Annotated in this window: 27 protein-coding genes and 1 riboswitch; of the genes, 6 read left to right on the plus strand and 21 right to left on the minus strand. The window is 46.7% G+C overall.

Annotation, left to right across the window (positions count from 1 at the left end):
* Positions 1-29 precede the first annotated feature (29 nt).
* The 5 genes from clpB to VNK96_09550 form a co-directional block, all read right to left on the minus strand.
* A complete protein-coding gene (clpB, locus tag VNK96_09530; GenBank protein ID HWP31945.1) occupies positions 30-2,630 on the minus strand; it encodes an ATP-dependent chaperone ClpB in 2,601 nt (866 codons plus the stop codon).
* Between the two features lie 227 nt (positions 2,631-2,857).
* Positions 2,858-3,577 carry a hypothetical protein gene (locus VNK96_09535; GenBank protein ID HWP31946.1) on the minus strand — a complete coding sequence of 240 codons (720 nt, stop codon included), beginning with the start codon at positions 3,575-3,577 and terminating at the stop codon, positions 2,858-2,860.
* 119 nt (positions 3,578-3,696) lie between these two features.
* Positions 3,697-4,272 carry an aminodeoxychorismate/anthranilate synthase component II gene (locus VNK96_09540; GenBank protein HWP31947.1) on the minus strand — a complete coding sequence of 192 codons (576 nt, stop codon included), beginning with the start codon at positions 4,270-4,272 and terminating at the stop codon, positions 3,697-3,699.
* 31 nt (positions 4,273-4,303) lie between these two features.
* A complete protein-coding gene (gene trpE / locus VNK96_09545; protein HWP31948.1) occupies positions 4,304-5,779 on the minus strand; it encodes an anthranilate synthase component I in 1,476 nt (491 codons plus the stop codon).
* 7 nt (positions 5,780-5,786) lie between these two features.
* Positions 5,787-7,238: a C1 family peptidase gene (locus VNK96_09550; GenBank protein HWP31949.1), complete on the minus strand. Its 1,452-nt coding sequence runs from the start codon at positions 7,236-7,238 to the stop codon at positions 5,787-5,789.
* An 83-nt stretch (positions 7,239-7,321) separates the two neighbouring features.
* Here VNK96_09550 and VNK96_09555 point away from each other — a divergent pair, with 83 nt between their 5' ends.
* Complete coding sequence (locus VNK96_09555; protein HWP31950.1) at positions 7,322-7,645, plus strand: hypothetical protein; 324 nt, start codon at positions 7,322-7,324, stop codon at positions 7,643-7,645.
* A gap of 490 nt (positions 7,646-8,135) precedes the next feature.
* On the opposite strand, the gene VNK96_09560 is transcribed toward VNK96_09555, so the two are convergent.
* The 3 genes from VNK96_09560 to VNK96_09570 are packed head-to-tail and all read right to left on the minus strand — an operon-like array spanning position 8,136 to position 10,974.
* Positions 8,136-8,444, minus strand: a complete 309-nt coding sequence (locus VNK96_09560) for an ATP-dependent Clp protease adaptor ClpS (protein ID HWP31951.1) — start codon at positions 8,442-8,444, stop codon at positions 8,136-8,138.
* Complete coding sequence (locus VNK96_09565) at positions 8,441-8,728, minus strand: ATP-dependent Clp protease adaptor ClpS (GenBank protein ID HWP31952.1); 288 nt, start codon at positions 8,726-8,728, stop codon at positions 8,441-8,443. Before VNK96_09565 ends, VNK96_09560 begins: the two co-directional genes overlap by 4 nt.
* 20 nt (positions 8,729-8,748) lie before the next feature.
* A complete protein-coding gene (locus tag VNK96_09570; GenBank protein ID HWP31953.1) occupies positions 8,749-10,974 on the minus strand; it encodes a hypothetical protein in 2,226 nt (741 codons plus the stop codon).
* Between the two features lie 111 nt (positions 10,975-11,085).
* Between VNK96_09570 and VNK96_09575 the strand changes: the two genes are divergently transcribed.
* The gene (locus VNK96_09575; protein ID HWP31954.1) at positions 11,086-13,077 is read left to right on the plus strand and encodes a hypothetical protein; all 1,992 of its coding nucleotides are present in this window, start codon (positions 11,086-11,088) and stop codon (positions 13,075-13,077) included.
* 8 nt (positions 13,078-13,085) lie between these two features.
* Here the strand turns inward: VNK96_09575 and VNK96_09580 are convergent, their stop codons facing one another.
* Both VNK96_09580 and VNK96_09585 read right to left on the minus strand, forming a co-directional pair.
* Complete coding sequence (locus VNK96_09580; GenBank protein ID HWP31955.1) at positions 13,086-13,529, minus strand: hypothetical protein; 444 nt, start codon at positions 13,527-13,529, stop codon at positions 13,086-13,088.
* A gap of 15 nt (positions 13,530-13,544) precedes the next feature.
* A complete protein-coding gene (locus VNK96_09585; GenBank protein HWP31956.1) occupies positions 13,545-14,117 on the minus strand; it encodes an RNA polymerase sigma factor in 573 nt (190 codons plus the stop codon).
* Between the two features lie 161 nt (positions 14,118-14,278).
* Here VNK96_09585 and VNK96_09590 point away from each other — a divergent pair, with 161 nt between their 5' ends.
* A complete protein-coding gene (locus VNK96_09590; GenBank protein HWP31957.1) occupies positions 14,279-15,061 on the plus strand; it encodes a rhomboid family intramembrane serine protease in 783 nt (260 codons plus the stop codon).
* 83 nt (positions 15,062-15,144) lie between these two features.
* A riboswitch (cyclic di-AMP (ydaO/yuaA leader) is annotated at positions 15,145-15,279 on the plus strand.
* A 41-nt stretch (positions 15,280-15,320) separates the two neighbouring features.
* Here VNK96_09590 and VNK96_09595 read toward each other — a convergent pair.
* Positions 15,321-15,455 (minus strand): hypothetical protein, encoded by a 135-nt coding sequence (locus tag VNK96_09595; protein ID HWP31958.1) that lies wholly within the window; start codon positions 15,453-15,455, stop codon positions 15,321-15,323.
* A 112-nt stretch (positions 15,456-15,567) separates the two neighbouring features.
* Here VNK96_09595 and VNK96_09600 point away from each other — a divergent pair, with 112 nt between their 5' ends.
* The 3 genes from VNK96_09600 (at position 15,568) to mazG (ending at position 17,837) form a co-directional block, all read left to right on the plus strand.
* Positions 15,568-16,044, plus strand: a complete 477-nt coding sequence (locus tag VNK96_09600; GenBank protein ID HWP31959.1) for a DinB family protein — start codon at positions 15,568-15,570, stop codon at positions 16,042-16,044.
* A gap of 90 nt (positions 16,045-16,134) precedes the next feature.
* Positions 16,135-17,082, plus strand: coding sequence for a peptidyl-prolyl cis-trans isomerase (locus VNK96_09605; protein ID HWP31960.1), 948 nt, complete (start codon positions 16,135-16,137; stop codon positions 17,080-17,082).
* The gene (gene mazG, locus VNK96_09610) at positions 17,082-17,837 is read left to right on the plus strand and encodes a nucleoside triphosphate pyrophosphohydrolase (GenBank protein ID HWP31961.1); all 756 of its coding nucleotides are present in this window, start codon (positions 17,082-17,084) and stop codon (positions 17,835-17,837) included. The genes VNK96_09605 and mazG overlap by 1 nt, the downstream gene beginning before the upstream one ends.
* Before the next feature lie 249 nt (positions 17,838-18,086).
* Here mazG and VNK96_09615 read toward each other — a convergent pair whose 3' ends face one another.
* Genes VNK96_09615 through VNK96_09660 form a run of 10 tightly spaced genes read right to left on the minus strand, consistent with a single transcriptional unit; the run spans position 18,087 to position 25,786 of the window.
* Positions 18,087-18,722, minus strand: a complete 636-nt coding sequence (locus VNK96_09615) for an L-threonylcarbamoyladenylate synthase (GenBank protein ID HWP31962.1) — start codon at positions 18,720-18,722, stop codon at positions 18,087-18,089.
* Positions 18,723-18,725: 3 nt separating this feature from the next.
* Complete coding sequence (aroE, locus tag VNK96_09620; GenBank protein HWP31963.1) at positions 18,726-19,541, minus strand: shikimate dehydrogenase; 816 nt, start codon at positions 19,539-19,541, stop codon at positions 18,726-18,728.
* A 19-nt stretch (positions 19,542-19,560) separates the two neighbouring features.
* Positions 19,561-20,076 (minus strand): GtrA family protein, encoded by a 516-nt coding sequence (locus VNK96_09625; GenBank protein ID HWP31964.1) that lies wholly within the window; start codon positions 20,074-20,076, stop codon positions 19,561-19,563.
* Positions 20,064-20,951: a decaprenyl-phosphate phosphoribosyltransferase gene (locus VNK96_09630; GenBank protein ID HWP31965.1), complete on the minus strand. Its 888-nt coding sequence runs from the start codon at positions 20,949-20,951 to the stop codon at positions 20,064-20,066. Before VNK96_09630 ends, VNK96_09625 begins: the two co-directional genes overlap by 13 nt.
* Positions 20,942-21,499, minus strand: a complete 558-nt coding sequence (locus tag VNK96_09635; protein HWP31966.1) for a YqeG family HAD IIIA-type phosphatase — start codon at positions 21,497-21,499, stop codon at positions 20,942-20,944. The genes VNK96_09630 and VNK96_09635 overlap by 10 nt, the downstream gene beginning before the upstream one ends.
* Before the next feature lie 2 nt (positions 21,500-21,501).
* Positions 21,502-22,512 (minus strand): endolytic transglycosylase MltG, encoded by a 1,011-nt coding sequence (gene mltG / locus VNK96_09640; GenBank protein ID HWP31967.1) that lies wholly within the window; start codon positions 22,510-22,512, stop codon positions 21,502-21,504.
* On the minus strand, positions 22,509-22,919 hold the full coding sequence (ruvX, locus tag VNK96_09645) for a Holliday junction resolvase RuvX (GenBank protein HWP31968.1): 411 nt from the start codon (positions 22,917-22,919) through the stop codon (positions 22,509-22,511). Before ruvX ends, mltG begins: the two co-directional genes overlap by 4 nt.
* 32 nt (positions 22,920-22,951) lie before the next feature.
* Positions 22,952-23,833: a phosphate ABC transporter permease PstA gene (gene pstA, locus VNK96_09650; protein ID HWP31969.1), complete on the minus strand. Its 882-nt coding sequence runs from the start codon at positions 23,831-23,833 to the stop codon at positions 22,952-22,954.
* The gene (gene pstC / locus VNK96_09655) at positions 23,830-24,771 is read right to left on the minus strand and encodes a phosphate ABC transporter permease subunit PstC (GenBank protein ID HWP31970.1); all 942 of its coding nucleotides are present in this window, start codon (positions 24,769-24,771) and stop codon (positions 23,830-23,832) included. Before pstC ends, pstA begins: the two co-directional genes overlap by 4 nt.
* Positions 24,755-25,786, minus strand: a complete 1,032-nt coding sequence (locus VNK96_09660) for a PstS family phosphate ABC transporter substrate-binding protein (protein ID HWP31971.1) — start codon at positions 25,784-25,786, stop codon at positions 24,755-24,757. The genes pstC and VNK96_09660 overlap by 17 nt, the downstream gene beginning before the upstream one ends.
* Between the last annotated feature and the right edge of the window lie 131 nt (positions 25,787-25,917).

Consider the following 25,917-nt stretch of genomic DNA (forward strand, 5'->3'; position numbering starts at 1 on the left):
GACGTCGGACAGGTAGCAGTGTTCTATTTTTACACTGCTACCTGAACTGGCTCGAACGTAAATTCGCCTTCACGGTAATCTACAACGACCGTATCTCCGTCTTTCACGCGTCCTTCTAATAACGCTTTGGAAAGACCATTGAGAATGTGCGTTTGTATTGCACGTTTCAATGGACGCGCTCCGAATGCTGGGTCGTAGCCGATAAGCGCTAATTGCGATTTCGCTTCTTGAGTCAACTCTATGCGAATCTTCCTGTCCTCGAGACGCTTCGATAAATTGCGAAGTTGAATGTCTACGATTTCTTTGATTTCTTTCGGAGTGAGAGGATTGAAAACGATGATTTCATCGATGCGGTTGAGAAACTCCGGTCGGAAAAACTCTCTTACATATTCGAGGATTCTTCTTTTTACTTCGGGGTCGTTCGATAAGGGTATGTCGCCGTATTCATGCGAACCTAAATTGCTCGTCATGATAATCACGCAGTTTCGGAAATCTACGGTGTGTCCTTGACCGTCCGTCAGGCGACCGTCATCGAGAACTTGCAATAACACATTGAAGACTTCGCTGTGCGCTTTCTCGATTTCGTCGAGCAGTACAACCGAATACGGCTTCCTTCTTACGGCTTCGGTCAATTGCCCTCCCTCTTCATAACCTACATAACCGGGGGGGGCTCCAATCAAACGCGCTACCGTGTGTTTTTCTTGGTATTCGCTCATGTCTAAACGAATCATGTTCCGCTCATCATCGAACAAAAATTCCGCAAGAGCACGAGCCAACTCCGTCTTTCCGACACCGGTAGGACCCAAGAAGAGAAACGAACCAATAGGACGGTTCGGGTCTGCAATGCCTGAACGAGAACGTCGAATTGCATCGCTGACGACCTGAATCGCGTGGTCTTGCCCCACCACTCTTTCCTTCAAACGCTGTTCCATGAAAAGAAGTTTTTCCTTCTCGCTTTCTATCAACTTCGACACGGGGATTCCCGTCCATTTCGAAACGACTTCAGCGATGTCTTCTTCGTCCACTTCTTCCTTGAGCATTTTCAAATCCGATTGAAGTTTCTGCAATTCCGTTTCTAATTCACTGATGCGTTTTTTGAGTTGAGGAATTTCGCCATGCTGTAATTGAGCGGCAACCTCCCAATCCGCATCACGCACCGCTTGTTCCAGCCGCAAGCGCGCTTGCTCCAATCGCTCTTTCAATGCACGAATTTCCGAAATCTTTTCTTTCTCTTTTTCCCAATGGGCAACGAGACGGGCGCGCTCTTCGTTTAATTCGGCAAGCTCTTTTTCGATTTTGTCTAAGCGTTTTTTGCTCGCTTCGTCTTCTTCTTTTTTCAATGCCTGTTTTTCGATTTCCAGTTGGCGCATACGACGATCGAGCGTGTCTATTTCCACCGGAACACTGTCTATTTCCATACGCAAGCGACTGCTTGCCTCGTCTATCAAATCAATCGCCTTATCCGGCAAGAATCGGTCGGTGATATATCGTGCGCTCAATGTCGCGGCTGCAACCAAAGCAGAATCCGTGATGCGAACTCCGTGATGAACTTCGTAACGTTCTTTCAATCCGCGCAAAATCGCAATCGTATCTTCGATGCTCGGCTCTTCCACTAAAATAGGTTGAAAACGACGCTCTAACGCTGCATCCTTTTCGATGTACTTTCGATATTCTTCCACCGTAGTCGCCCCGACACAGCGAAGTTCTCCTCTTGCGAGCATCGGTTTGAGCATGTTCGCAGCGTCAATCGTCGCCCCTTCGGCTCGGCCAGCTCCGACTAACGTATGCAACTCATCAATGAAAAGAATGATTTGCCCTTCCGAATTTTTGATTTCTTCGAGAACTGCTTTCAAACGCTCTTCGAATTCACCGCGAAACTTTGCGCCTGCAAGAAGCGCCCCCATATCGAGCGCAATCACCCGTTTGTCTTTCAATCCTTCGGGAACGTCTTTCGCCACGATGCGTTGAGCTAAACCTTCTACGATTGCGGTTTTTCCAACGCCTGGGTCACCGATGAGTACCGGGTTGTTTTTCGTTCTTCTGCTGAGGACTTGAATTACGCGCCGAATTTCTTCGTCTCGCCCGATAACGGGGTCGAGTTTGCCTTGTCGTGCCAACAAAGTGAGATCTCTCCCGTATTTTTCCAGCGCTTGATATTTTTCTTCGGGGGTCTGGTCGGTTACGCGTCTCCCCCCTCTAATGCTTTGAATCGCTCGCAAAAGGGTGTTTCGGTCTGCTCCGGATGAACGGAGAGTTTTTCCTACGAAACCTACGTCCGCAGCAAGACCCAAAAGGATGTGTTCTGTCGATACGTATTCATCTTTGAGTTTTTCGGCTTCGTCGAACGCTGTATCCAAAGCCGCCTTAGCGCTCGAACCCAATGCAGAACCGTAACTTGCCGCCCCGCCCACACTCGGCTTGCGAGATAGTTCTTCGGACACTTGCGACATCAGTATCGAGGGGTTCACACCGACTTTCTCGAGAAGCGGCTTTGTCACCCCTTCCGATTGTTCGAGCAATGCGAGCAATAAATGTTCGGCTTCGATATAGGAATGCCGATACCGCTCCGCTATTTCCTGAGCGGATTGGACTGCATCTTGGGCTTTTAGGGTCAATTTATCGAATCGCATGTTTAGTTTGTTGGACGTTTTTTTACTCTCGCTTTAAGTTTATCCCCCCAAGAAGGAAGGGCAACGAGTTATTTTTATTAACAGTTTTGGTCCTACTCCTCTATCCCGCAATACGAGAAAGGGATTAAATGATTTAGTATTTTATATGACAGGCGCGAAGGTAAAAATATTAGCCTCAACTGCAGGAGCAGTTGAGGCATAAACTACGGTGGGGGGTCGTCAGATTTTTATCCGACTTTCGTCACTTTGGCAGTCGCATCGGCTCGTACACCCGGCTGAAACTCGACGTTTTTCATGGTGTACTCCCCTTTGAATAAAGTTCCGTCTTTCGAGGATAACCAAACAACTCCGCTCACGGTAAACGGCATATCTCCACCAGTCTCTTTGAACTGATAGCTCACCTTCCAGAGTGTTTGGCCATTCACAGTCTCAGTGCCTTCGTATTTGTAAGTGGCTTCGGCGTCTACAGTCCCCTTTTTCGCATCCGCTTTGACCTTTCTCGTCCATGTGTCACCGATGCGTAAGGGTTTGTCGGGGTAAATGAAGGTGAAACTTTCCTCGAGACGAGGATTGTCCATTCCCGGCGCATTTTCGGTCTTCCGCTCCAGTGTTTCTCCGTTCGGTTTCATTACCGTTACAGAGGTTTGAGAGGGCATTCCTTGACCGAGGTCTTGACCATCTATCACGATTCCCATTTCACCTTGTGTGGCTTCGACTTCGATGTTCCCATCGTCGCGAATCTTGAGAATTTTCTCCGTGATGTTGAAATTCACCACGACTTTATGCGGCTGGCCGTCTCCCATGTCCATCGTTGAGTTCACTTCGACTTTGTACTTGTTCACCATGCCCACGGTAGGTTTCCACGCGAGCGTTACGGCATCTTGAGCGAACAAGAGGGAGCCGAGCAATAAAGAGAATAAAACTGGAAAAACGTGCTTTTTAGTCATTTTATTGATCTCCGATTCCTCAGGGATTCGACAAGGATACCGCAAGTTCTGTATCCACTTATATGGAATTAGGCACAAATTCCCAATTTTCGTCCAATTGGATTATTACGCTTCTATGATTATTTCGCTTCTATCTGCCTCAGCCAATTTTCGACGATGCGGTGCCCATGCTCCGTTAGGACGCTTTCGGGATGGAATTGAACGCCTTGCACATCGTAAGATTTATGCTGGAGAGCCATGATTTCGCCGTCGTCGCTCGTTGCGAGGACTCGCAATTCATCGGGAAGCGAATCCTTATCTACGACCAAACTATGATAGCGAATCGCGCGAATCGGTGAAGGAAGTCCTTCGAAAATTCCCTCTCCCTTATGTTCTATGAAGGAAGCCTTCCCGTGCATGATTCGTTTCGCGCGGACGATTTTTCCACCGAAAACCTCACCAATCGCCTGCATCCCGAGACAAACTCCGAAAATCGGAATTTTTCCGGCGAACTCTCGAATCACGTCTTCCGTAATTCCCGCTTTATCCGGTGTACACGGTCCAGGAGATATGAGAATTCCTCGCGGATTTAGAGAGCGAATCTCGTCGAGCGTGATTTCGTCGTTTCGTTTCACGAGAATTTCTTCACCACATTCCAACGCATATTGCGCGATGTTGTAAGTGAATGAGTCGTAATTATCGATCAGCAAAACCATTTTGTTCACAGAATCTTTATCATTAATTTATTTATTTCAAAAAATCTTCCTTTTCCGCCTCTTCGACTGCTTGCATTACGGCTTTCGCTTTGTTATAGCATTCTTGCCATTCTTTTTCGGGAACGCTATCGTAAACGATACCTGCTCCTGCTTGAATGTGCGCGATTCCGTCTTTTAAGAAAATCGTTCGTATAGCAATCGCCATATCCATATCTCCATTGAATCCGAAATAACCGACGGCTCCGGCATAGCAACCTCTGCGCGTCGGTTCTAATTCTTCGATAATTTCCATTGCTCGAACTTTCGGGGCACCTGTAACCGTTCCAGCGGGAAAACAAGCGCGAAAAACATCGAGAGCGTCGTATTCAGGTTTAACTTTTGCAGTGACATCGCTTACGATATGCATGACATGGGAGTATTTTTCGACGACCATTAACTCGTTCACCTTCACAGTTCCAGGTTCGGCTATTCTTCCCAAGTCGTTTCTTCCCAAATCCACGAGCATGATGTGTTCCGCCCTTTCTTTTTCATCGGCGAGAAGTTCTTTTTCGAGCAGTGCGTCTTCCGCCTCGGTTTGTCCACGATGACGCGTGCCTGCAATCGGTCGAACGCGAGCGATGCCATCTTCCAAGGTGACTAAAACCTCCGGAGAGGCTCCGATGACATCGCAATTTCCAAATCGCAAAAGATACATATAAGGGGAAGGATTGAGCGAGCGCAAACTGCGATAGAGCGAAATGGGATGAGCGGAAACCGGCGAAGAAAAACGCTGACTCAAAACCATTTGAACCCCGTCTCCCGCTTCGATATATTGTATCGTTTTGCGGACGGCTTCTTCGAACTGGTCTCGGCTGATATTGGTTTGAAAATTCGGCTGCAAACCTTTGCTTTTCGGAAGGGGGGGGAGAGAACCTCGCAAACGATCGACAATGGCGCGAATCCTAAGACATGCACTTTCGTAAGAGCCGTCCTCCTCCGTTGCATGCGAGATGACCAACATGCGATTCTTCGCATGGTCGAATGCTACGAGGGTATCGCAGAGCAGCATACAGACATCGTCGCAATTCAAATCATCCGGTACTCGGTTCTCGATTTTTTCGAAAAAACGGACGAGGTCATAGGCGAGCATGCCGACTGCCCCACCCGTGAAGCGAGGAAGTCCCTCGAGGGATGCATAGGGTCTTTCATAAACTGCTTTGCGAATCGCAGAAAGGGGTGAGTCTCCGCTGGGGATTTCGAAGGAATGACTTTTACCGTCTTCTATCCATTCGCCAAGGTTATTTTTAGTGCGAAGGATTTTTTTGGGATTCGCACTCAAGAAACTATAGCGAGCGAGCCTTTCCCCCCCTGTTACCGATTCGAGCAAGAAAGAGAGTTTTGCATCGTGAGCCAACTTCCAATATGCGCTCACGGGGGTTTCGAGGTCCGCGAGCATTTCCGCGTAGACAGGAACGAGGCGCCCCCCCTTAGCAATTTCTTTAAACTTCTCAGGAGACGGTTTGAACATTACGAAATCAAGGTGCTATGGCAAGCGCACCCATGGGATCCCACGGAGGCAATCGAACGGGCTCTGTCTCTAAAATGGGCAAAAGTTTTTTCGGCAAGAATTTTTTGTTGACCGCGACTTCGTACACGTATTCATCGAACCAATCGTCGCTCATCACGAGGAACCCTTTATCCCCCCCTTTGTCTCCCCAACTGTTTTCCACGCGCCATTTTCGAGGTCTTTTCTTTTCGTCCAAATCTACCCCTACGAAAACCATCGCGTGATTCATCGCACTTTGCCCGTAATCCAATCTTTCCGCTTTGTTGAGTTTCGGTTTCGTGCCGTAAACGGATTCGTAATCGTAGAGTTTCATGTCCAAAATGCCTAAATCTCGATCGAGCATTTTCCCGACATCGCATCCGAACCACACGGCTTCTCCGGAGAGAATCTGTTCGATGGCAGCCTGTTTGAGAATCGGCAATTCGACGTTCAAATATCGAATGATATCCCCCCCCACGACATTTCCGAGAAAGTCGATCGTATAAAGCGTGTTGAACTTTTTGCTTTTCTGGGGGCAATGAATGAGACAAATCTTCGACTCCAACTCCGAAGCGATGTATTTTTCGTAAAACTCCAGAGGAGTCATCCATCCTTCTCGGTGGAATTTATTCTCTTTATCTCTCCACTGCCAATAGAATTTTTGGGGGGGTTCACCTAAATGAATTGCGAGCATTCTATAAATCGTTTCCATCATGCGAAGTTTTTCTTCTCGCAAAGCATTCATCTTCGCACCTTTTTCCGCATAACGCCTAAGAGTGTGTGCAAATTCACGCAATTTCGCAGTGACTAAAGCATTCATCAAACCTGTGTTGCTACTGCTATCGGTCTCTGGCATGAACGCTTTTGGAACTACGCCGTATTTCCTTACTAAGTTCAAAAACATGTCCCACTGCCCCCCGTCTTGGATGGGAGACATGAGGAGCCAATCCAAGAGACGACTTCCGACGGGCTCATCGAGAGTTCGGAGAATGTTTTCCAAAAAGAAATTCGATTTTTCGAGTTTGTCGTAAAACATGAGATAATTTTGCGAAAGTTCGAATTTATCGTCGAGTTTATGTTTTTTCATCAATGCTGCCCGAAGAGGATTCAAACCCGCAAAAAGCCAGCATCTTCCGCTCGAGTTTTGGCTCGTGGATTCACCCGCTTTGAGTACATGCGAAAAGATGTGATTCGTCGCATTCACGACTTGGCGGTTTTTTGCGACATTGTGGACAGAAGTTGTGGTAACGGCGTTCATAGCCAGTATATTTTTCGGGTTTTCTATGAACGCTTTATGAAATTTACCGAGCAAACTTTGAGTGACTTGCTCTGTTTGTTTCTTCTGCAATTCGCCGTCTTTTTTGGGCGAGAGTTTCTTGGCATGGAGCCGTACGATAGATTTTTTATGCTTTTGCGTTTTAAACTCAGCGCGGGATGGCATTTCTTTCCCTCCGGGGATTTTGGATTTATTTTACCTGCATAGTCATCATGATTTTGCTGGGTTGTTCGAGGCGGGAAGAGGATTTGACAGGCGTTTGGGTCAGTGAGCGTCGAGGAGAAGAAATGCGATTGGAATTGCGAAAAGGTGGCACCTTCGTAAAAACCACCAAGATGGAATTTCCCTCTTCTGGTAAGCCCGTACGACCGAGAACCCTAACAATCCGACAAATCGGGAAATATAAAATCGAAGACGAAGAAATCGTATTTTACGATTTCAGAGAAGGATTAGCGGGAAAAGAATTTACACACATAAAAGGAAGTATTCGCATTCCCTATTCGAAGGAAGACGAACTGCTCATATGGAATCCCAGAACTGCGAAGAAAAGGGCATTCCTACGCAAAAGTTAGCACGAAGGATTTTTTCGGAATCTAATGAATATATTTTTTTCACTTCCAAATCGAAACAACGAGGAAGAACGAATTTGGAAATAGAAAGAATAGACTCATTTACAAACTGGTTCCCTTGCGGAGGGGGTTTTAATAAAATTTTAGGAGCATCTATTTTTTACAAGCAGAATTCTTTTACCCCCTCCTTAAAGGTTCCCCCTCTTCGCTCCGCTCGAAGGGGAACCGGATGAATTTAAAAATTTTTTTTAGCAACGTGATTTTTTATTTACAGTATTCAAGCAACGCTATTTTTATTTACCAGCGTTCAAATTGATGATAGATTCACAACAAATCGGTTCCCCTTGCGTAAGCAGGGGGAACCGTAATTATTTTAGGTAAATCCGCAACAGAGTTCTCAAATCAATTTTTCCTCCTCAAAACAATTTTGCTTGAACATAGGAGGGGGAAGGAGAGATTCAGAATGGCAACTCTATTCTTACGTTATACGCTTCTATTCTTCTCTGGAAACTTCGACGCGAATGCCTATGGTGCTGATGATAGCGGAGGCTTTTTCACATTCTTCTTTTGCAGCGCGATGTACGATGCTTTTTCCGAGATTGTGGATTTCCCAAGTCTCTATATAGGCTTCTTCTGCAGTGCAGCCCGTCGCCACTTGCAAAATATGCATCACTTCTTCCCAAGTGTTGTAGTTGTTATCATATACCGTAACCATCCATCCCCCACCGCGTCCGCCGCCGATGCGCTCCTTTTCTTCGATTTCTTTAGAAGGAATTATCGAAACGTCAGCCGTGTTTGTCATTCATCCCATTCTGGTCGAACTTCGGTTTTCACTCCGATTTGAGAAATGATGGACGCTACTGCGCTGCACGCTTCCTGAGAGCCGAAATGAACCGTAGCCGAGCCGAACGTATGCGCTTCCCAGGTTTCGCAATACGCCTCTTCGAGAGAACACCCCGTAGCATAGATAATCGTTTCCATAACCTCTTCGAAAGTGTTCGTTTCGTTATTAAAAATCACGGTCATATACCTGCCACGATAGCCGGTATGACCTTCGATGATTTCCGGTACGGGTTTCGTGCGCATATCCTTTCTACCCTGTTCTTTTAACGCTTATATGATAACGCAACTATTGCGAAAATCCCAAGCATTCCCCCCAAAAAACCTAAACGATACGAGCCAGGAAGGTAAAGAAGTTCGACCGTCCCGCGAAGTTCACTCTTAGGGGTTAGGGATTCCCAAGAATTTCCAGATTTTGCCCACCAACCGGGGATCGCCGCCTCGAGCAAGGTCGAAGGTTTTTCGGACGGGAGCCGGATGAGTTTCGAATTCATTCTCTCTTGCAAGACTTCGGGAGCCATGGTGTTTTCGGAAACTCGATAGGCATCCCAGCCATTCCCCTGGAATTCGACGAAATACGGAAGCGGAATCGACGAAACGACATAGGTAACTCCGGCATTCATTAAAAGTTTTTCATCGAAGCCTGGCTTCAAAAAAAGCATGTTGCCGTTTGCCAGAGGGGCGCTGTCTTTTCCGTTTATCGAATCTAAAAGCATTTTTCGCTGACGAGGAATAATCGAATCGTATCCATCGAGTTGATGAATTCGATAAGGAAGCAAACTATTCGGTATGGCCATAGCGTTATTTCCGGGACCGAAAAGTGTCCAACGTTCATTTACGACTGCGATTCGGTTCGCTTGCAAAGACTGCAAAAATTCCATGCCTTCGAAAGGTTCTTTGAAGGAGGTTTCTGAAGCAACGGGCAATAAAGAGCGATGCGCATAAGAAATAACGATAACATTCAAAGCGATTGCTATCGGAGCGATGAAATTTACGAAGCGTCTGTAGGGAAGGAAATAAAGGACTGCGAAAAGGATTGCCGCAAATCCCGTTATTTCGAAAAAAATTAGCGATTGAAAGAAAGTATGTAAATTAATTTCTTCATAGAGCGAAATCTCCCATAGCGTTACGAAAATCGAGAGAAAGAGAACGATAGCAGCGGAAGAAAGAGTGGCAATCTTCGACGATTTGTCTGGATGATAGGAATGAGATTGCGTACTTTCACGAAAACAACAACCTGCAAGGACAGAAAGCGATAACGCGCACAACACAGCGATTCTCCCTGGTGAACCCGTAGCAGACCATCCCGGAATCCAAAAATACATCGCTCGAGTAATTACCGTTCCGAGGGCTGCCGCAATTGCAAATAAAAATAAAAAAACGAAAAAAGAGATTTCTGTTTTTCGCCAATATCGAAAACATGCCAGAAGACCGAAAAACAGCACAGAAGGACCGAGATAAAACGCAAGTTCCGCATAATGCCTTCCGGGTTCTTGCAAGGCAAGCCAATAAGCGGGAAGACGATCTCCGTCTTTACTTACGAACCATTCTCCCGGCATTCCGAATAGATTCGGTGCAATGAAAACAGCGAGGTGATGCAAATCGAGAGATTGGGACGCATAACCATGGTAACCTTCTTCTGTGGGGGGGGACGCCCTGTGTCCCATCCTGCCATTTTCGAGTACCGGCAACAATTGCGGAGATGCAACCAGAAAGCCGATAACGAATCCAATCAATACATGAAAGAGGAAGAGCTTTTTCTCACCCGATTCTTCTGTGCGTTTGAAAGCCAACAGCCATAAAGCGAAAAACGAAGTCGCAAGTAAACCATACACTGCAATTTGCAGATGCCCAGCCAAGAGCATCAAACCGATTGAAATCGAAAGCAAAGCGACGTCTCTTCCCCTTCGTTTTTCATACAAGCGATGAAGAGCATACATAGACCAAGGGATCCAAGACGCGGTCATCATCACGCTGGAAAGAGGAATCCACGCAACCATGAAAGCAGAAAGGGAAAACGCAGATGCTGCGAAAAATGCCCCCATTCTCGAGCATCGAAGACTTCGACATAAAAGATATGTGCCGATTGCGGCGATGAAAAGATGAAGCCATGAGGAAAACGCAAGCAATCTCCCTGCAGAAAAACCTAACAAAGCCCAAAGCCAATGCAGAGGATAGAGGGGGGCTGATTGCGAATTTGCTAAAAAAGGTACTCCGCCCAACGTGTACGGATTCCATAACGGAACTTCTCCCTTTCTTATAGAATCGAGAACGAGATCTCTCCATGGGAGGACTTGCAATGCCGCGTCGGCATAAAGCACATCCCATGGCTTGTCGTTTTCCATTGGACGATTCCATGGGGGGAGTGTGTGGATTTGGTCAATGGGGGCAGGAACGGAATCTGTAAAAACAAATTTTGCAGTAGGAATGAGAGTTATTACGATGAGGAAGCCCGTGATCAAAAATTTTCGAAGAAGCGGATTCGTCCCCATCGTGGTAGAAATTACCCAAGTCCGAACAGTCTAATAAGCACGATAAGTCCGACAAGTCTTACAAGTCTGACTTTTCATGGTAAAAGCAGAGACCGAAGGCGAATCTTCTCTATGGCGGATACGGAAATAAAGGAAATCGAGCACGCAAGAGAGGTTGCGGAAACGCAGGCTCGGGAAGGTGTAGTCGAGTTTCGCGAAGGCTTTACGGTGCGCACGATGATTGGCGCACTGTTCGTAGCATTCGTCATGCTTCCTGGCGGATTGTTTTTGGGTTTGGTTGCAGGGCAAGGAATCGGAGAAGCCGCCGAATGGGTGACGATAGTTCTCTTTGCAGAAGTCGCTCGAAGAAGTTTCCAACCCCTAAGCAAACAAGAAATCTATGTTCTTTTTTATATCGCTGCATCGTTGACATCCGTGTTAGCGGTAGAAAGAGGAATATCAGGAGGACCGTTCGGTGAATTGGTTTGGCGCTCCTATGCTTTGCAATCCCCACCATTCGAAGGATTCGCAAAAGATGTTCCGAGTTGGGCAGTGCCTCCTATTGGTTCGGAAGCGTTAGCGGAACGTTCGTTTTGGAATATCGGTTGGGCTCTTCCCATTCTCTTGCTGATTCTTACCGAAATGTGCGTTCGCGCCAGTTGGATTGGAATGGGTTATGTGCTTTTTCGTTTTACGAGCGATGTAGAACGTCTGCCATTTCCTTATGCACCAGTCGCTGCGAGTGGTGCAACAGCCCTCGCGGAAGCAGGGAGAGGTGAAGAGAGTTGGAGATGGAACGTTTTCAGCACGGGAGCAGTTGTCGGAATGTGTTTCGGGTTCGTATATTTAGCAATTCCGATTTTTACCGGCATCGTGATGGGAGAAAGTTTCGAGGTATTTCCGATTCCCTTTGCGGATTACACGAAGGCTGTAGAAAACGTGCTTCCGACCGCCTTGGTGGGGTTGAGTTTCAGTTTGGGGAATGTGTTATTAGGTTTCGTTTTGCCTTGGCATATCGTTTTGGGTGCGTGCATCGCCTCCGTTCTTTGTCAGATCGTACTCAATCCGATACTTTATCATTTAGGAATGTTTCCGAGTTTGAAACTCGGGGGGGCATGGTCTACGAAACTCGCAGTAGACATGGATTTTTGGTTGAGCATCGGAATAGGAATCAACTTGTCGGTGGGGATATTGGGCATATTGCTAATTGTTCAGCATCTTATGGCAGCAAAGAAGGTGCGAAAAGAAATGCAAATTACATTAGCGCCACCGCCGGGTCGAGGAGACTTCCCTATTGCGTTAGGAATTTCAGTGTGGGCAATCGCGACGATCATTCTCATCTTCGTATGCCATCGCCTCGTTCCGGAATTTCCTATCGGCCTTTTGGTTTTCTTCGGTTTATTGTGGAGTCCTCTCAATAGTTATATCTCAGCGCGAATGATTGGCCTTACGGGGAGGGGGGTGAGTTTTCCTTATCTCAAAGAGGCTGCTGTGGTTGCAACTCGATATCCGAAGGTGGATATTTGGTATGCCCCGATTCCACTGCATGACCACGGATGGGCAGCGCAAAGATTTCGAGAAGTGGAACTCACGGGAACGAAGTTCACCAGCATCATCAAAGCAGAATTGTTTATGTTCCCTCTCATCATGATTGCAAGTTTCTTATTTTGGAACTTTTTCATGGGGGGGTCGCCGTTAGATGGAGGGCAATATCCTTTCGCTCAATTCGCATGGCCCTTTTATGCACAGACGGAAGCAGTGTGGAAACAAGTCAACGCTCCCGGAAGTCAAAACTTAGCAATGCAGGCGTTGAAGCCACCTCTTATCCTTATGGGAACGATAAGCGGCTTGCTGTTGTATTCGTTCTTTTTGATTTTCAAAGTTCCTCTTTTGGTGTTTTATGGTTTCGCGGGGGGCATCGGTCTTTGGCCTGCTAATACGATTCCGCAATTTCTCGGAGCGATTGCAGGCAGGAAGTATTTCGCGAAACGCTATGGGGAGGAAAAGTGGGTGTCGTATGCGCCTGTGTTACTTGCAGGATTCAGTTGCGGGAGCGGTCTCATTGCAATGATTTCTATTGCCCTCGCATTGATTGCAAAATCGGTAACGACACTTCCCTACTGAATCTTATATTATATTTGAGGGATAACTGCTTCCTTTGCCCCCCCTTTAGTTTTCGGATTTACGTCTCTCGGCTTTGCAATTGGCGGCTGTTTGCAGGGCTCGGTATCAATCACTTCCGGTTGCGAATAGCGAGAATAAATCCAGATGAAACCCATTACAATCATCACTAAAGCGAGCACCGCAGCAACCAACGCAACGCGACCGAAACGAAATACTTTCGGATGGTGATAAATCCTTGTATGAATCCCTCCCAAAACCTTTTCATCCAAAGAAACAGGGGGGGGTAAAACGATCTTTCCTAAGTCTTCCGAGATTTGGAGGAGTTCTTTGCGATAACTACTACACGCCTCACAGCCGATAATATGCATCTCTATTGCCTCGGTGAACCCTTCACGCAATTCCTCGACAGAGGATTCTGCAATTATGCGTTGTATCTCTTCACATTTCATCATTTCGTCACTTCGGATTCATCCTTCCAGTTTCCCTTGCAACTTCCTTCGAAGCGTTTCTCGTGCTCTTCCCAAACGGCTTTTTACCGTTCCTACCGGAATCTTCAATTGCTCCGCGATATCTTGGACAGGAAGACCCTCGATATGATGCATCACGACGACCACTCGTTGGTCTGCAGGAAGAGTGAGCAGGGCTTCTTGCAAGATTGAAACACGGTTCGCCTCTTCCATTGCCACCTCGGGATTCCGTTGCGCGTCCGGAATTTCATCTATCCCCTGATTAGCTCCTTCCAATGGGACTGTGTGACTCGTTTTGCGAAATCGTAGGATATCGATTGCCGCATTGCTGACAATTCGCAACAGGTAGGCAAGAATGCTAGTCTCCTTACGCAACTTTTCGAGTCGAGAAAAGGAACGTAAGTAAGCCTCCTGAACAATGTCCTGTGCATCACTATGATTTCCCAGAATCCCCACCGCCACAGTATAGAGCCGCTCTTTATGGCGATGGTAAAGTGTTTCGAAAGCATCGAGGTTTCCCGCCTGCGCGAGCTCGACCAAATGCTTATCCGATTCTTGAGCAAGCGGTTTCAACCGCGAATTATCCTTTATATTCATAAACGAGCCATGTGAAGCTGGGTTCCCTTATACGAGAAACCTTAAAAGCCTCCAAATACACCCAAAATCTTCATTCATACTCATTTTGAGGGTTCTTAGAGGTTCATATCTCACGAGAAAACCCGTAAGATAACTATATGGGAAAAAGACCCCCAGGACCGCTCGTCAACAACGCAATTTATAATTTCCTTTACCGCAGTGGAAGTCCTTTTACCTACATAGTCTTGGGAGTCGTTTGTCTGGCTTTCCTGCTTTTTTGGCTCGGCTCTGGGAACCCTGAAACCTATGCATTTGTCAAATCCACCTTTTTCACTCCGAGCGAATTCCTCAGAAAACCTTGGACAATTTTCACTTACTGGATATTCACGGCAGACTTAGGATTATTACTCTTTATAGGGCTCGGGCTTTATTTCTTCGCTTCTTCCCTCGAGCGAGAGTATGGGACAAAAAGATTCGCATTGGCATTTTCGGGTTTGGTGCTGATTTGCCCAATTTCCTTTTGGCTGGGTTATCTCTTCGGGGTAGGGGATGTGCCGCTCATGACCGTGGGACTTCCGGTCGCTGGATGCTTGGTTGCTTGGGCAGCGAGACATCCCCATTCGAAGATTCTTTTATTTATGGTAGTCCCTATAGAGGCGAGATGGGTAGGTTGGTTAACGGTCATAGGTGTAGGAATTGGATATGGATGGGGGCATCCACTTTTTTCGATTTTTGCCCTGCTGCCTTTAGGGCTTTGCTACCTCTATGCAACGAGACGCTTGAAACTTCCAGAGTTTCCGCGAAAACAAAAAAGAGTCTTTTTTGAAAAAGACTACGAAGGTCTCGACCCCGATAAAAGGAGAGCGGCAGAGGAGGAGCGAAGGCGTCTGCGCGAGCTGTTCGAAAGAAGTTGGAAACAAGGAGACGAGGAAGACAAATAGCAAATTAAATCGAAAATATTCGAAAAAAACGACTTTTTGGAAACATTTCTGCATCACAAGAAGTAAAATACATAAGCCGGTGTAAACCGGCGGCGTCTAATTTCCCAAGGCCGGGAAAGCGGGGGAACCAACCTCGTTGGGGCGTATCCCGAGAAATCGGGAAGGGTACTCTTGGCCCTAGCCCGTCAGCTAACCCCGTCGACAGAGCGAGAGCCAATGTTCGAACGAAACCGAGAAAAACAAGGCTGTACCAAAGTCGTTAGACGCGGTGCAGTTTTTTGTTTTTGGCAAAGCCTGCTTTTCGGTATTGCTCATACGGCTTACGCTTGTCAGGAACGGTCAAAAGGAACGGATCGTCAAGAACCTGCTCAACTGGGAAACCGGACGGCAGCATAGACACCTCCTGACAGAGGGTGTCCCTTTCCGAAGGGACACCCTCTAAACTTTTCTAAATCTTTTTCGAAGAGGAATGAGAGGTAAAGTTTTTTTCAAGAAAGGTTTGTCCTATGAAATACCAAGACCAAATTGTCCGCTCGACGCGAATGGCACTCGATGATCTTTTCCGCACTGCAAAAGCAGTCCCTCCCGATAAAATCGAATGGAAACCCCTCGAAGAAGGAAGAAGCGTCCTCGACCAACTTCAAGAATGTGCGCAAGCACCCGTATGGTTTAGGTCCGTTTTGGAGGAACGCGCTTGTCCACCCTTCGATGAAGAAAAATGGAAACAAGCGCTTATAGAGCGAAAAAAATGGAACACCATCGAAAAATGCGAAGAGGCTGCAAGAGAAAACACCGAGAAACTCTTCGAGACGATTCAGAATTTTTCGGATGAGGATTTAGATGTAATGGTACATTTTCCTTTTCAGGAAGGTTTTCTCCGTTCCATTGCAGACATCATGGGTTTTCACTATTGGAATTTGGTTTATCACACAGGGCAAATCAACTATATTCAAACTTTATACGGGGACAAAGAAATGCATTGAAAAGGAAATGCTTATTTTGGAAAATTGCTATTGTGAGACCATTTTTGTGTTCAATCGTCTAACTCTTAAGAAATCTAAAGGAATAAGATTATGACAATCCAACTATTCTCTTTTTTAGCCATTCTGCTCAACTCGATTTCATCTATTCAAGACTCTAAAGTCATTCTTCGGGTGAATGGTGTTCCAATCTTTGCTTCCGAGTACTACAAAAGGATGGAGTTGTTGCCCGGAGTCGGGGTTTACTCGAACGGTAAATTCGTCGAGCGTCCTCCAGCCTTTCTCACGATATTGCAAATCGTGCAAGACCAACTCATTCTGCAACTCGCTAAAGAGCAAGGAGTAGCCCCTACAGAAAACGAAATTAACCAAGAACTGAACAACCGCAAAGCACAGGACAATGAGACTTACAAAGCCTATGCGGATTTCGGCATCGGAGACGAAGAATTGAAGCGGCAAATCGCGATAGACATCGCGCAATTCAAGTTGTTGACGAAAGGGGTTACCGTCACCGACCAACAAGTCGCCGATCACTATAACACGAATAAACTGTATTACACGACGCCAGCGACCGTAAAACTTCGAGTAATCGTCGTAAAGAATGCAGCGGATAAGCAAAAAGTGGACAATGCGCTCAAATCGAAGCCATTTGCCGATGTAGCGAAAGAAATGTCTACGGACATCACCAAATACGCAGGGGGGGATTTGCCGGAAGTTTCCATCGCTCAACTCCCGCAAAACGTTTTGAACGAGGTTACTCGCACCGCTCCCGGAAAAGATACGGCTTGGATCGAATCGGAAGGGGCTTTTTCGAAATATCGGGTCGAAAAGAAAACCGAAGCAAAGCAACTTCTCCTCGACGACAAACTCAAAGAAAGAATCCGCAGAATGCTCATGGTGGAAATCGGAAAAAGAAGAAACAACGTGAAACAAATGTTAGAGGAAATGCGCTCGAAGGCGAAAATCGAAATCGCTTCGCCCGGTCTTCAAAAACTCTGGGATGCGTACATGCGAGACTATAAAATGATGTCGGGGGGGTGATGGAGAAAAAATCGTTCGAGCGCCTCGTGAGCATCGTAGATACTCTTTTGGGTCCGGAAGGCTGCCCGTGGGATAAAGCCCAAACGCATAAATCCTTGAAACATCATCTCATCGAAGAGGCTTACGAAGTCGCCGAGGCGATCGATGCGGAGCGTCCCGAACTCTTGAAAGAAGAATTAGGGGATTTGCTTTTGCAGGTCGTGATGCATGCGCAAATGGATGCACAAAAAGGGTTTTACGATATTTACGACGTCGTAGAAACGATTTCAGAAAAACTGGTTCGCCGACATCCGCACGTTTTCGGAGAGGCGCGTTTGGCGAATGCCGAACAAGTTCTCGAACGATGGGATGAAATCAAAAAAGAAGAAAAAGAGGGGATGGAATCGATTTTAGAAGGAGTGCCGAAAAGCATGCCCGCATTGATGCGTGCCCAAGAAATCGGAAAAAGAGCCTCGCGCGCCGGGTTCGATTGGAATAATCGCGAAGGGGTGATCGAAAAGATTCACGAAGAGGAAAAGGAATTGATGGAAGCAATCGAGGGGGGGGACAAATCGAGGATGGAACATGAACTCGGAGATTTGTTATTCGCTGTGGTTAATTTAGCTCGATGGTTAGATATCGATTCGGAAGAAGCGCTCTCCCAGATGGTCAATCGTTTCACGGAACGCTTCAAGGCGATGGAAAAGAAAGCCAAAAAACCTTTGCGCGAACTGACTTTCGAAGAATGGGATGAACTTTGGGAGAGTACGAAATAAACATAGGACCCCCAAGGGGAACCGGTGAATTCAATTCCATTTCCCATCAACATTCAGGCGATGATAGATTTACCAACAAAACCATTTATATGAGGAAAGCCTCAACAGCAGGAGCTGTTGAGGCATCAAAATAGGCTTTAAATGAAGAAGATGTTGAGGCATCAAATGAGATGGAGAATTAATGAGCCTGAGCGGGAGCGTTAGGAAATAGGTCTTCCGTAAAGAGGATAAAGGTAACAAGATTCTGAACTACGATAATTTCATCTCACAAACTTTTTCTAAAACTTCTCTCTTCAACGCGCCTTCACGCAGGAGTTTAGGAGGGTGCACCGACAAGTCTAAAACGCTCGACGCCGTTCCGATTGCGCATTTTCCGCAATCAACCACGAACGCAGGTGCGATTCCTAACTGACGCACTACGTCTTCGGCTGTGTCCGGTGGAGGTTCTCCACTTCGATTCGCGCTCGGAGCCGCCAAAGGAGTTTGTGCTAACTCGATTAAACGCATAGTGATCGGATGCCTGGGCACACGCAAGCCTACGGTATCGCGCCCCCCCGTAACGATGTCTGGAACGTTTTCCTTTTTCGGAACGACTATGGTTAGCGGACCAGGCCAAAACTCCTCTGCAAGTTTTTGTGCTAAAGCGCTCCATTCCCTCGCCAAGGAACGCGCCTGAGCAATGTCTGCAACCAACAAACTAATCGGCTTTTCTTCCGGGCGACCCTTCGCTTGAAAAATTTTCAAAATAGCGTGCGGATTCCATGCATCAGCTGCGATTCCATACACCGTTTCTGTGGGTATGGCTACGATTTCACCATCTCGGATAGCCCTCGCCACCTCTTCGAGACGAGGGTCGTTAACTCCATCGGGGCGGAACCAAATCATCGTTCAAACTTCCAATCCGACCGCCTTTCTCATCACGTCGCGTTGAGCGCGCACCCCTATCCACCATTCCAAGGATAAAGCGCCTTGTTCTACGAGCATTTCTCGTCCATCGATGATTCGCAAACCTTTAGAGGCGGCGAACTTCAAAAGCTCTGTAGGCTCTTTGCGATATGCCAAATCATATACACATGTATCCCCCCCGATATTTTCCCAGAGGATTTCCGGCATCTCGTCATGCAATCCTAACGGTGTTGCATTTACTACGAGATTGCAATTTCGTGGATCGGGGTTTTCCAGTATCTCGATGTCGGCATTAAAAAATCGAACAAAATTTTTCGCCTTCTCTCTCGTGCGATTGTACAAAGAGACCTGCCATCCGTGCGATAATAAAGCATAAACCACCGCTTTCGCCGCCCCCCCCGCGCCTAACACCAGTGCTCGACCGGGTTGCATATTTTTCAGTGGTGCATAGAATCCTTCAACGTCCGTGTTTCGTGCACGAATCGGATACGTGAGCATCAAAGTGTTCGCGACTCCTAAAATTTTTACTACATCATGGTCTGCATACGAAATTTTTGCAGCCAGTTCCTTATGCGGGATAGTTACATTCAAGCCCATAAAACCGCAATCCCGCAAATGATAAACACAACTTTGAAACTCGCTTTCCTCTACGGCAAAAGCCTCATAACTTCCATGTATGCCGAGAGCGCGCAAAGCGGCATTGTGCATTATCGGTGAAAGGGAATGCTCGATGGGATTACCGAGAATTCCTAAACGCAAGCCTGCGTCAGAGTCACGGCGAATATCTTTCCAATGCATTCAATTATTTTCTAAAATCCTACGATGAATCCTGTATCTTGTGATGTCCGCGAAAAGTAAAAAGTTTATGTCCGGCAAAATTCCAAAATGCGGTAACGAGTGTCGCTGTCGCAAGAGCGAGCAATTCGTTGATAGTTCCAGCCCCCGGTTTATGAATTTGGCTTGCGACGAGAGTGTTAATCCCCAATCCGATAATGTTCACGAGATAAAATCGCGCGAGTTGACGAACCCTTTGTTCCGTGCCTCGGATTCGAAACGTCCATCTACGATTCCAAAAGAATCCGTTCAAGGTCGCCAAAGCGAAAGAAATCGCTTTGAAAACAGAAAACGCACCGTCGAAGTCAGGATGGGATGCGATTCTCGGTAGTGTCGTGCGAAACCATTCGTTCAGCGGAAGAGTGAGTGCATCATGAAAACCGTGATAAAGCACCCACCAAATTCCCCAGTCGAGCACGGTGCTGAACGCTCCGACAATACAAAATTTCACGAATTGTCGAAGATGTACGTTATCTTTCCAAGTAGTTACGTTGTCCATGGGCTCAAGAACCCCCATCCTTCCTGCGACATAGCATATAAACTGACGATTAAGAAAAGAAGAACCGTGCCGATAAGCCACGGGTCCTTCAAAAGCGCGACATCGGGATTACCGCTGAGTTTATCATAGTAAATGATAGCCATATATCGAAAGACGCCGAATATGGGAAAGGGAATCGTAAGAACTAATAACGGGTGGGAAAACGCAGTTTGCGAAGAAATAGCATACAGACAATACGAAATCACTGAGGCAGCCGCAGAAATCGCTATCAGTTGGTCTAACAAAGGAAGAGTATATCCTCCGAGAGAACTGCGCGATTCCATCGCGAACTCCAATTCATGCCGTCGTTTTGCATAACCTAAAAATAATGCCAACAGCAAGGTACAAAGCAAAAGCCACTTGCTAATCGTCACATCCAAAACCACAGCACCCGCCGCAGCACGAATTAAGAAACCGAAGGCGATGATGAAAACATCCAAAATCGCTACTCTTCTCGCGACAATCGAATAAAAAAGTTGATTGAACGTGTAAAGCCCGAGCGATAACACGGCATTTCGATGAGCCAGCCATGCGATGACATAACCTAAAATAAAGATGGAGAAGGCGAAAATCGCTGCATGCCCGACGCGAAGGCGACCCGAAGCAATCGGTCGCTCCCTTTTTTCGGGATGAAGTTTATCGGCTTCTTTGTCGAGGATATCGTTAAAAATGTAACCCGCGCTGGACGTGAAACAAAACGCAAAAAAAGTGAGCGTCGCAATCAGAATCGCATTCGGGTCTGTAAACTTTCCGGCAAAAATCAAGCCGGCAAAGACCAGCAAGTTTTTCGTCCATTGACGAGGACGCGCACTTTTTATGAAATCTTTCAGGGCGATTCCCCCTCCGCTTTGGGAAGAAACTTAACCAGCCATTTCTCTGCAATGCGGCTTACCTTCGTACCGATGAATTCTCGCGGGTGCATAGGACGAACTAAAATCGTGCGAATTCCTGCTCTATTCCCCCCCCATATATCCGTGAATATCTGATCTCCGATCATAACGGTTTCCTCCGGTTTTACGTCCAACAATTCCAAAGCTTTTTGGAAACCGCTTTTTGCAGGTTTATTTCTGCCGCGTACGAACGGAATTCCCCACTCTTCGCTCAGAATTTTCAATCGTCGAGGGTTTCGTGTATTGCTCACTAAGCAAAGTTTCAATCCGATTTCACGGCATTTTTTAACCCATTCCAATGTTTCTTTGGGAGTTTGCATTCCCTTCCATGGCAAAAGAGTGTTATCCACATCTAATAACACGGCTTTGATTCCTTCTTTTTTCAATGAATCCGGCTCGATGTGATGGATTCTCAGTGCGTGATAATCCGGGCAGAAACGGCGCAGCCATTTCGGTGCTTTTTCACGGTGATATTTCACGACTTTCTCGAACATAACTATTGCGCTTTCTCGAATGCTTTTCGGCTTTTCTCTATATTTTTTAAGTGTTCTTCGTAGGTTTTTGCAAAACGATGAGAACGGTCTGGCATCGCTACATAGTATAACCACTCGTGTTTCTCGGGTGAGATGGCAGCGAGGATGGATGCCAGCCCTGGCGAACAAATCGGTCCGGGGGGAAGCCCGTCAATGACATAGGTATTGTAAGGATGTTTTATCCGATAATCCGCTCGGGTAACGGGAGACCATTCTCCTTTGGCATAAGCGACCGTAGCATCGATTTGAAGTTTCATTTTTCGTGCCAAACGATTGTAAATTACCCCTGCAATTCTTGCGCGTTCTTCGTCTTTCACGGCTTCTAATTCCACCATCGAAGCGATAATCAACCACTTATGCATTTTTTCAGGAGATGGCTTTTTCAAACGCTCGTATACTTTTTTACGGAAAGCGGTGAGCATTTTGCGAATGACGGTGTCCGCTCCGCATAGGGGGGGGAAATCATAAGTATCCGGAAACAAATATCCTTCTAAGGTTTTTGCAGGTATTTCGAAACCCAATATTTCTCGACAATGTTCGCGGTGTCGGAACGCTTCTAAAAGTTCCTCCCTCGAAGCGACGGAACGCTCCGCCAATAGACTCGCTATCCGTTCCATCCAAAGACCTTCTCGAATCGTTATAAATTGACGAATGGGTTTTCCCGAAAATAAAACATTCAAAATTTCAGGGGCAGACATCGAAGGGCTCAATTCGTAGGTCCCCTCGACGAGTTTAGAATTTCTATGAAACAAACTCGCATACATTTTCGCTGCGGTGGCGCTTTTCAAGACCCTCGCTCCTTCCAGTCGCCGAAGGACATTAGCAATCCCTTCTCCCGGTAAAACACGAATATAAATTCCTTTTCGTTCTTCGCTTGCTGGAGCCAGAGCACGTGAATAAAAAAAGAGCGCAAGGGAAAACGCGAGCAAAAGCGCGAAAAAAACGAATATCCAGAGGCGTTTTGTTAGGGTCATGCTTGCTCGAGAGAACTCATATAATCCATTAACATAATCCTTGCCGCCTCGCTATCCGCGACCTCTTTTCGGCGTTTCGGTTTTAAATGGGCTAACTTGTCCTCTGCTGCGAGCGAGGTGTAGCGTTCGTTCCAGTATTCGACGGTAAAACCCATTTTTCTCAACTCCTCTCCGAATTCCCGTGTAATGCGAGCCTGCTCACCTTCTTCTCCCCGCGCGAAAACCGGCAATCCGATGACAATCGAATCACACTCTTCCTCTTTGCAATACCGCGCTACATTTTGCGCGTCTTTTCGCGGGTTTCCTGTGGAAGGGATAACCTTTTTCGCAAATGCCATTTTCACTTCGATTTCACCGATTGCAAGCCCAATCCGTTTCGTGCCGTAATCAACCCCGAGGATGCGCATGATAAAAGTTAGATTATTTTTTTGAACTACGATTATGATTTATCTAACCGAGCGCGATAACGTAAATAAATTGCAATCGAGTTGAAAAGCAACAAAACTACCAAAAGCAACAAAATCGCGGCGGCTGCGTTCTGGCGAAACCCCTCTCGGGGCATTTGAGCCCAGTAATAAATTTGAACTGGCAACACGGTAAAAGAGTCCATGGGTGAAGAGGGTGCGAAGCGAATATATGTAGCAGCGCCAATGGCAATGAGAGGTGCTGCTTCCCCGATTGCACGCGAAAGCGCGAGGATGACGCCAGTGATGATTCCCGAAGCAGCACTCGGCAAAACGACTCCGCGAATCGCCTCCCATCGCGTAGCGCCAAGAGCCAAAGCACCTTCGCGATAACTTGAAGGCACGGCGCGAATCGCCTCTTGAGACGCTGTAATTACGAGGGGTAGCAGCAACAAACTCATCGTAAGGGCGCCAGAGAGGATACTCTCGCCAAGAGAAAACGCACGAACGAAAATAGCGAGACCGAGCAATCCATAAACGATGCTCGGAACACCTGCCAAATTGCTGATGTTGACTTGGACAAATCTCGTAAACCAATTTTTCGAAGCGAATTCCTCTAAATAGATTGCAGCACTTACCCCCACCGGAATCGTAAACACCGCAGTAAGAGCCATAAGCCACAATGTTCCGACAACCGCTGGATAGATTCCTGCTTTCTCCGGGATTCTCGAGGGGGGGCGCTTCAAAAATTCCAAATCCACACGAGGCGCGCCTTCTCGAATTATTTGATATAGCAGCACAGCAAGGGCAATCATTCCGAATATCGTAGCCGCGAGACAAATCAACAAAAACAACTGCTCTTTGACTGCTCTTCCCAGAACAGGAAAAATCTGCTTAGAGAGTGTGTTTTCTTTCATGTGTACTTCTGACGATATTTAGTTACCAAACGCAATGCGAGGAGGTTGATTACTAAAGTGATAGCAAATAGATAAAGCCCCACCGCGAATATCGTCTGGTATTCGAGGCTTCCATAAGGAGCCTCTCCCTGACTGACGAGCACGATATATGCGGACATCGTCTCGATACTTTCACGGGGGTCGAGTGTGAGATTCGGCTGAGCACCTGCTGCGAGCGTAACCGCCATGGTTTCTCCGACTGCTCTCGATAACGCCAATAAAAATGCAGACATCACTCCCGACAACGCACCGGGGATGACGATTCCTCGAACGACCTCTCCCTTCGTTGCACCCAAAGCGAGCCCCCCCTCGCGCAATTCATGAGGAACTGCGCGCAAAGCCTCTTCGGATAACGAAGCTACCATCGGCAAGATCATGATACCGACGACGATGCTCGCGCTTAAAGCATTATAAATCGGCAAATCCGGAATCAAAGTCTTCTGAAGAAGAGGAGTTACGAACGATACTGCGAAGAAACCATACACAATCGTGGGAATTCCTGCGAGCAGTTCCAAAACGGGTTTTATGATGTTTCTCGCCCGAGCGGAAGCATATTCACTCAAATACACCGCAGAAAACAAACCTATGGGAATCGCGAGTAAACCTGCTCCCACTGCAATCTGAAGGGTTCCAGCTACCAGAGGAAGCACACCGAAAGACCGTGGAGGCTGCCAATTCGTTCCGGTGAGAAACTCGGTAAGCGACACATTCTTAAAAAATCCCCAGGATTGCGAAATCAAAACATAAACGATTGCGAGTGTCGTAAAAATACTGATGCCCGCACACAGAAACGTTAGGGCACGAGCAATACGCTCGCGCCATTTTCGGAGAGATATACTCGTTAGATTGTTCTGAAAAACTTTATCTTGTTGATGAACTGCTTTATCCTCCTTGGGCATAGAGTTTTCTGAGATCTGCACCGACATGGGGAATTCCCTCGAATACAGAGCCGGTCATTCCTGCTCGGAAACGTTCCAAAACCGCAGCGTAAACTTCATCGGGCAATGGCATATATCCTTCCGCTCGAATTAGTTCTCTTCCTTCTTCGCTCAGATAAAACTCGACAAACGCTTTCACTTCCGGTCTTTCCGCTGCTTTTTTACTTACATAAATAAATAGTGGCCTACTGAGAGGTTGATACTCGCCACTTTGCACAGTTTCCGGTGAGGGTGCGACAGGACCTTTGCCGTTATCAATTGGCACAACGCGAAGTTTGTCTTTATTTTGCTCGTAATATGCGTACCCGAAATACCCCAATGCATTCGGGTCGCCGCTTACGCCGGTGACGAGGAAATTATCGTCTTCGCTCGCTTGATAATCTTGACGCGATTCTTTTTTTGTTTTTAGAATCGCCTCGCAAAAATAATCGAACGTTCCAGAGTCTCTTCCCGGACCATATAACTTGATTTCTTTATTCGGGAAAGTAGGACGAACGTCGCTCCACTTTTTGACTTTGCTTCCAGGCTCCCAAATACGTTTTAACTCTTCGACGGTCAAATAATCTACGAAAGTATTTTTAGGATTTACGACGACGCTCAATCCATCGTATCCGATAGGAATTTCGATGAATTCTATGCCGTTTTGTTTGGCTTTCTCGATTTCCTCTGGCTCGATGGGGCGGGAAGCATCGCTTATGTCAATTTCTCCGACGACGAATTTCTTGAAACCTCCACCTGTTCCACTGGTCTTCACGACCACTTTGACATTAGGGGCGATGTTAGCGAATTCTTCTGCAACCGCCGAGGAGACGGGGGCTACCGTGCTCGAGCCGTCTATGTTAATCGTTCCGGATAACTGCTGGGCGTTTTCTGTGAGTGAAGTCGTTTGACTTTCCATTTTAGGTTGACAGCCGAAAAAAAGAAATATAGGCGCGGTTCCGATAATGGGCAAGATTTTGAATATGTGTTTGTTCATGGTTCCTCTTCAGTTTCGCTGCTCTGCAGCACAAGCACAAGATACCGAACTCTCATTGCATATTTTCAATTCTTTCGACAGCATTTAACATTTTCTTTACAATGCATTTTCTTCGCAATCCGCTGTAATTT

This window comes from Fimbriimonadales bacterium, from assembly GCA_035559795.1.
Lineage (GTDB): Bacteria > Armatimonadota > Fimbriimonadia > Fimbriimonadales > ATM1 > DATMAR01.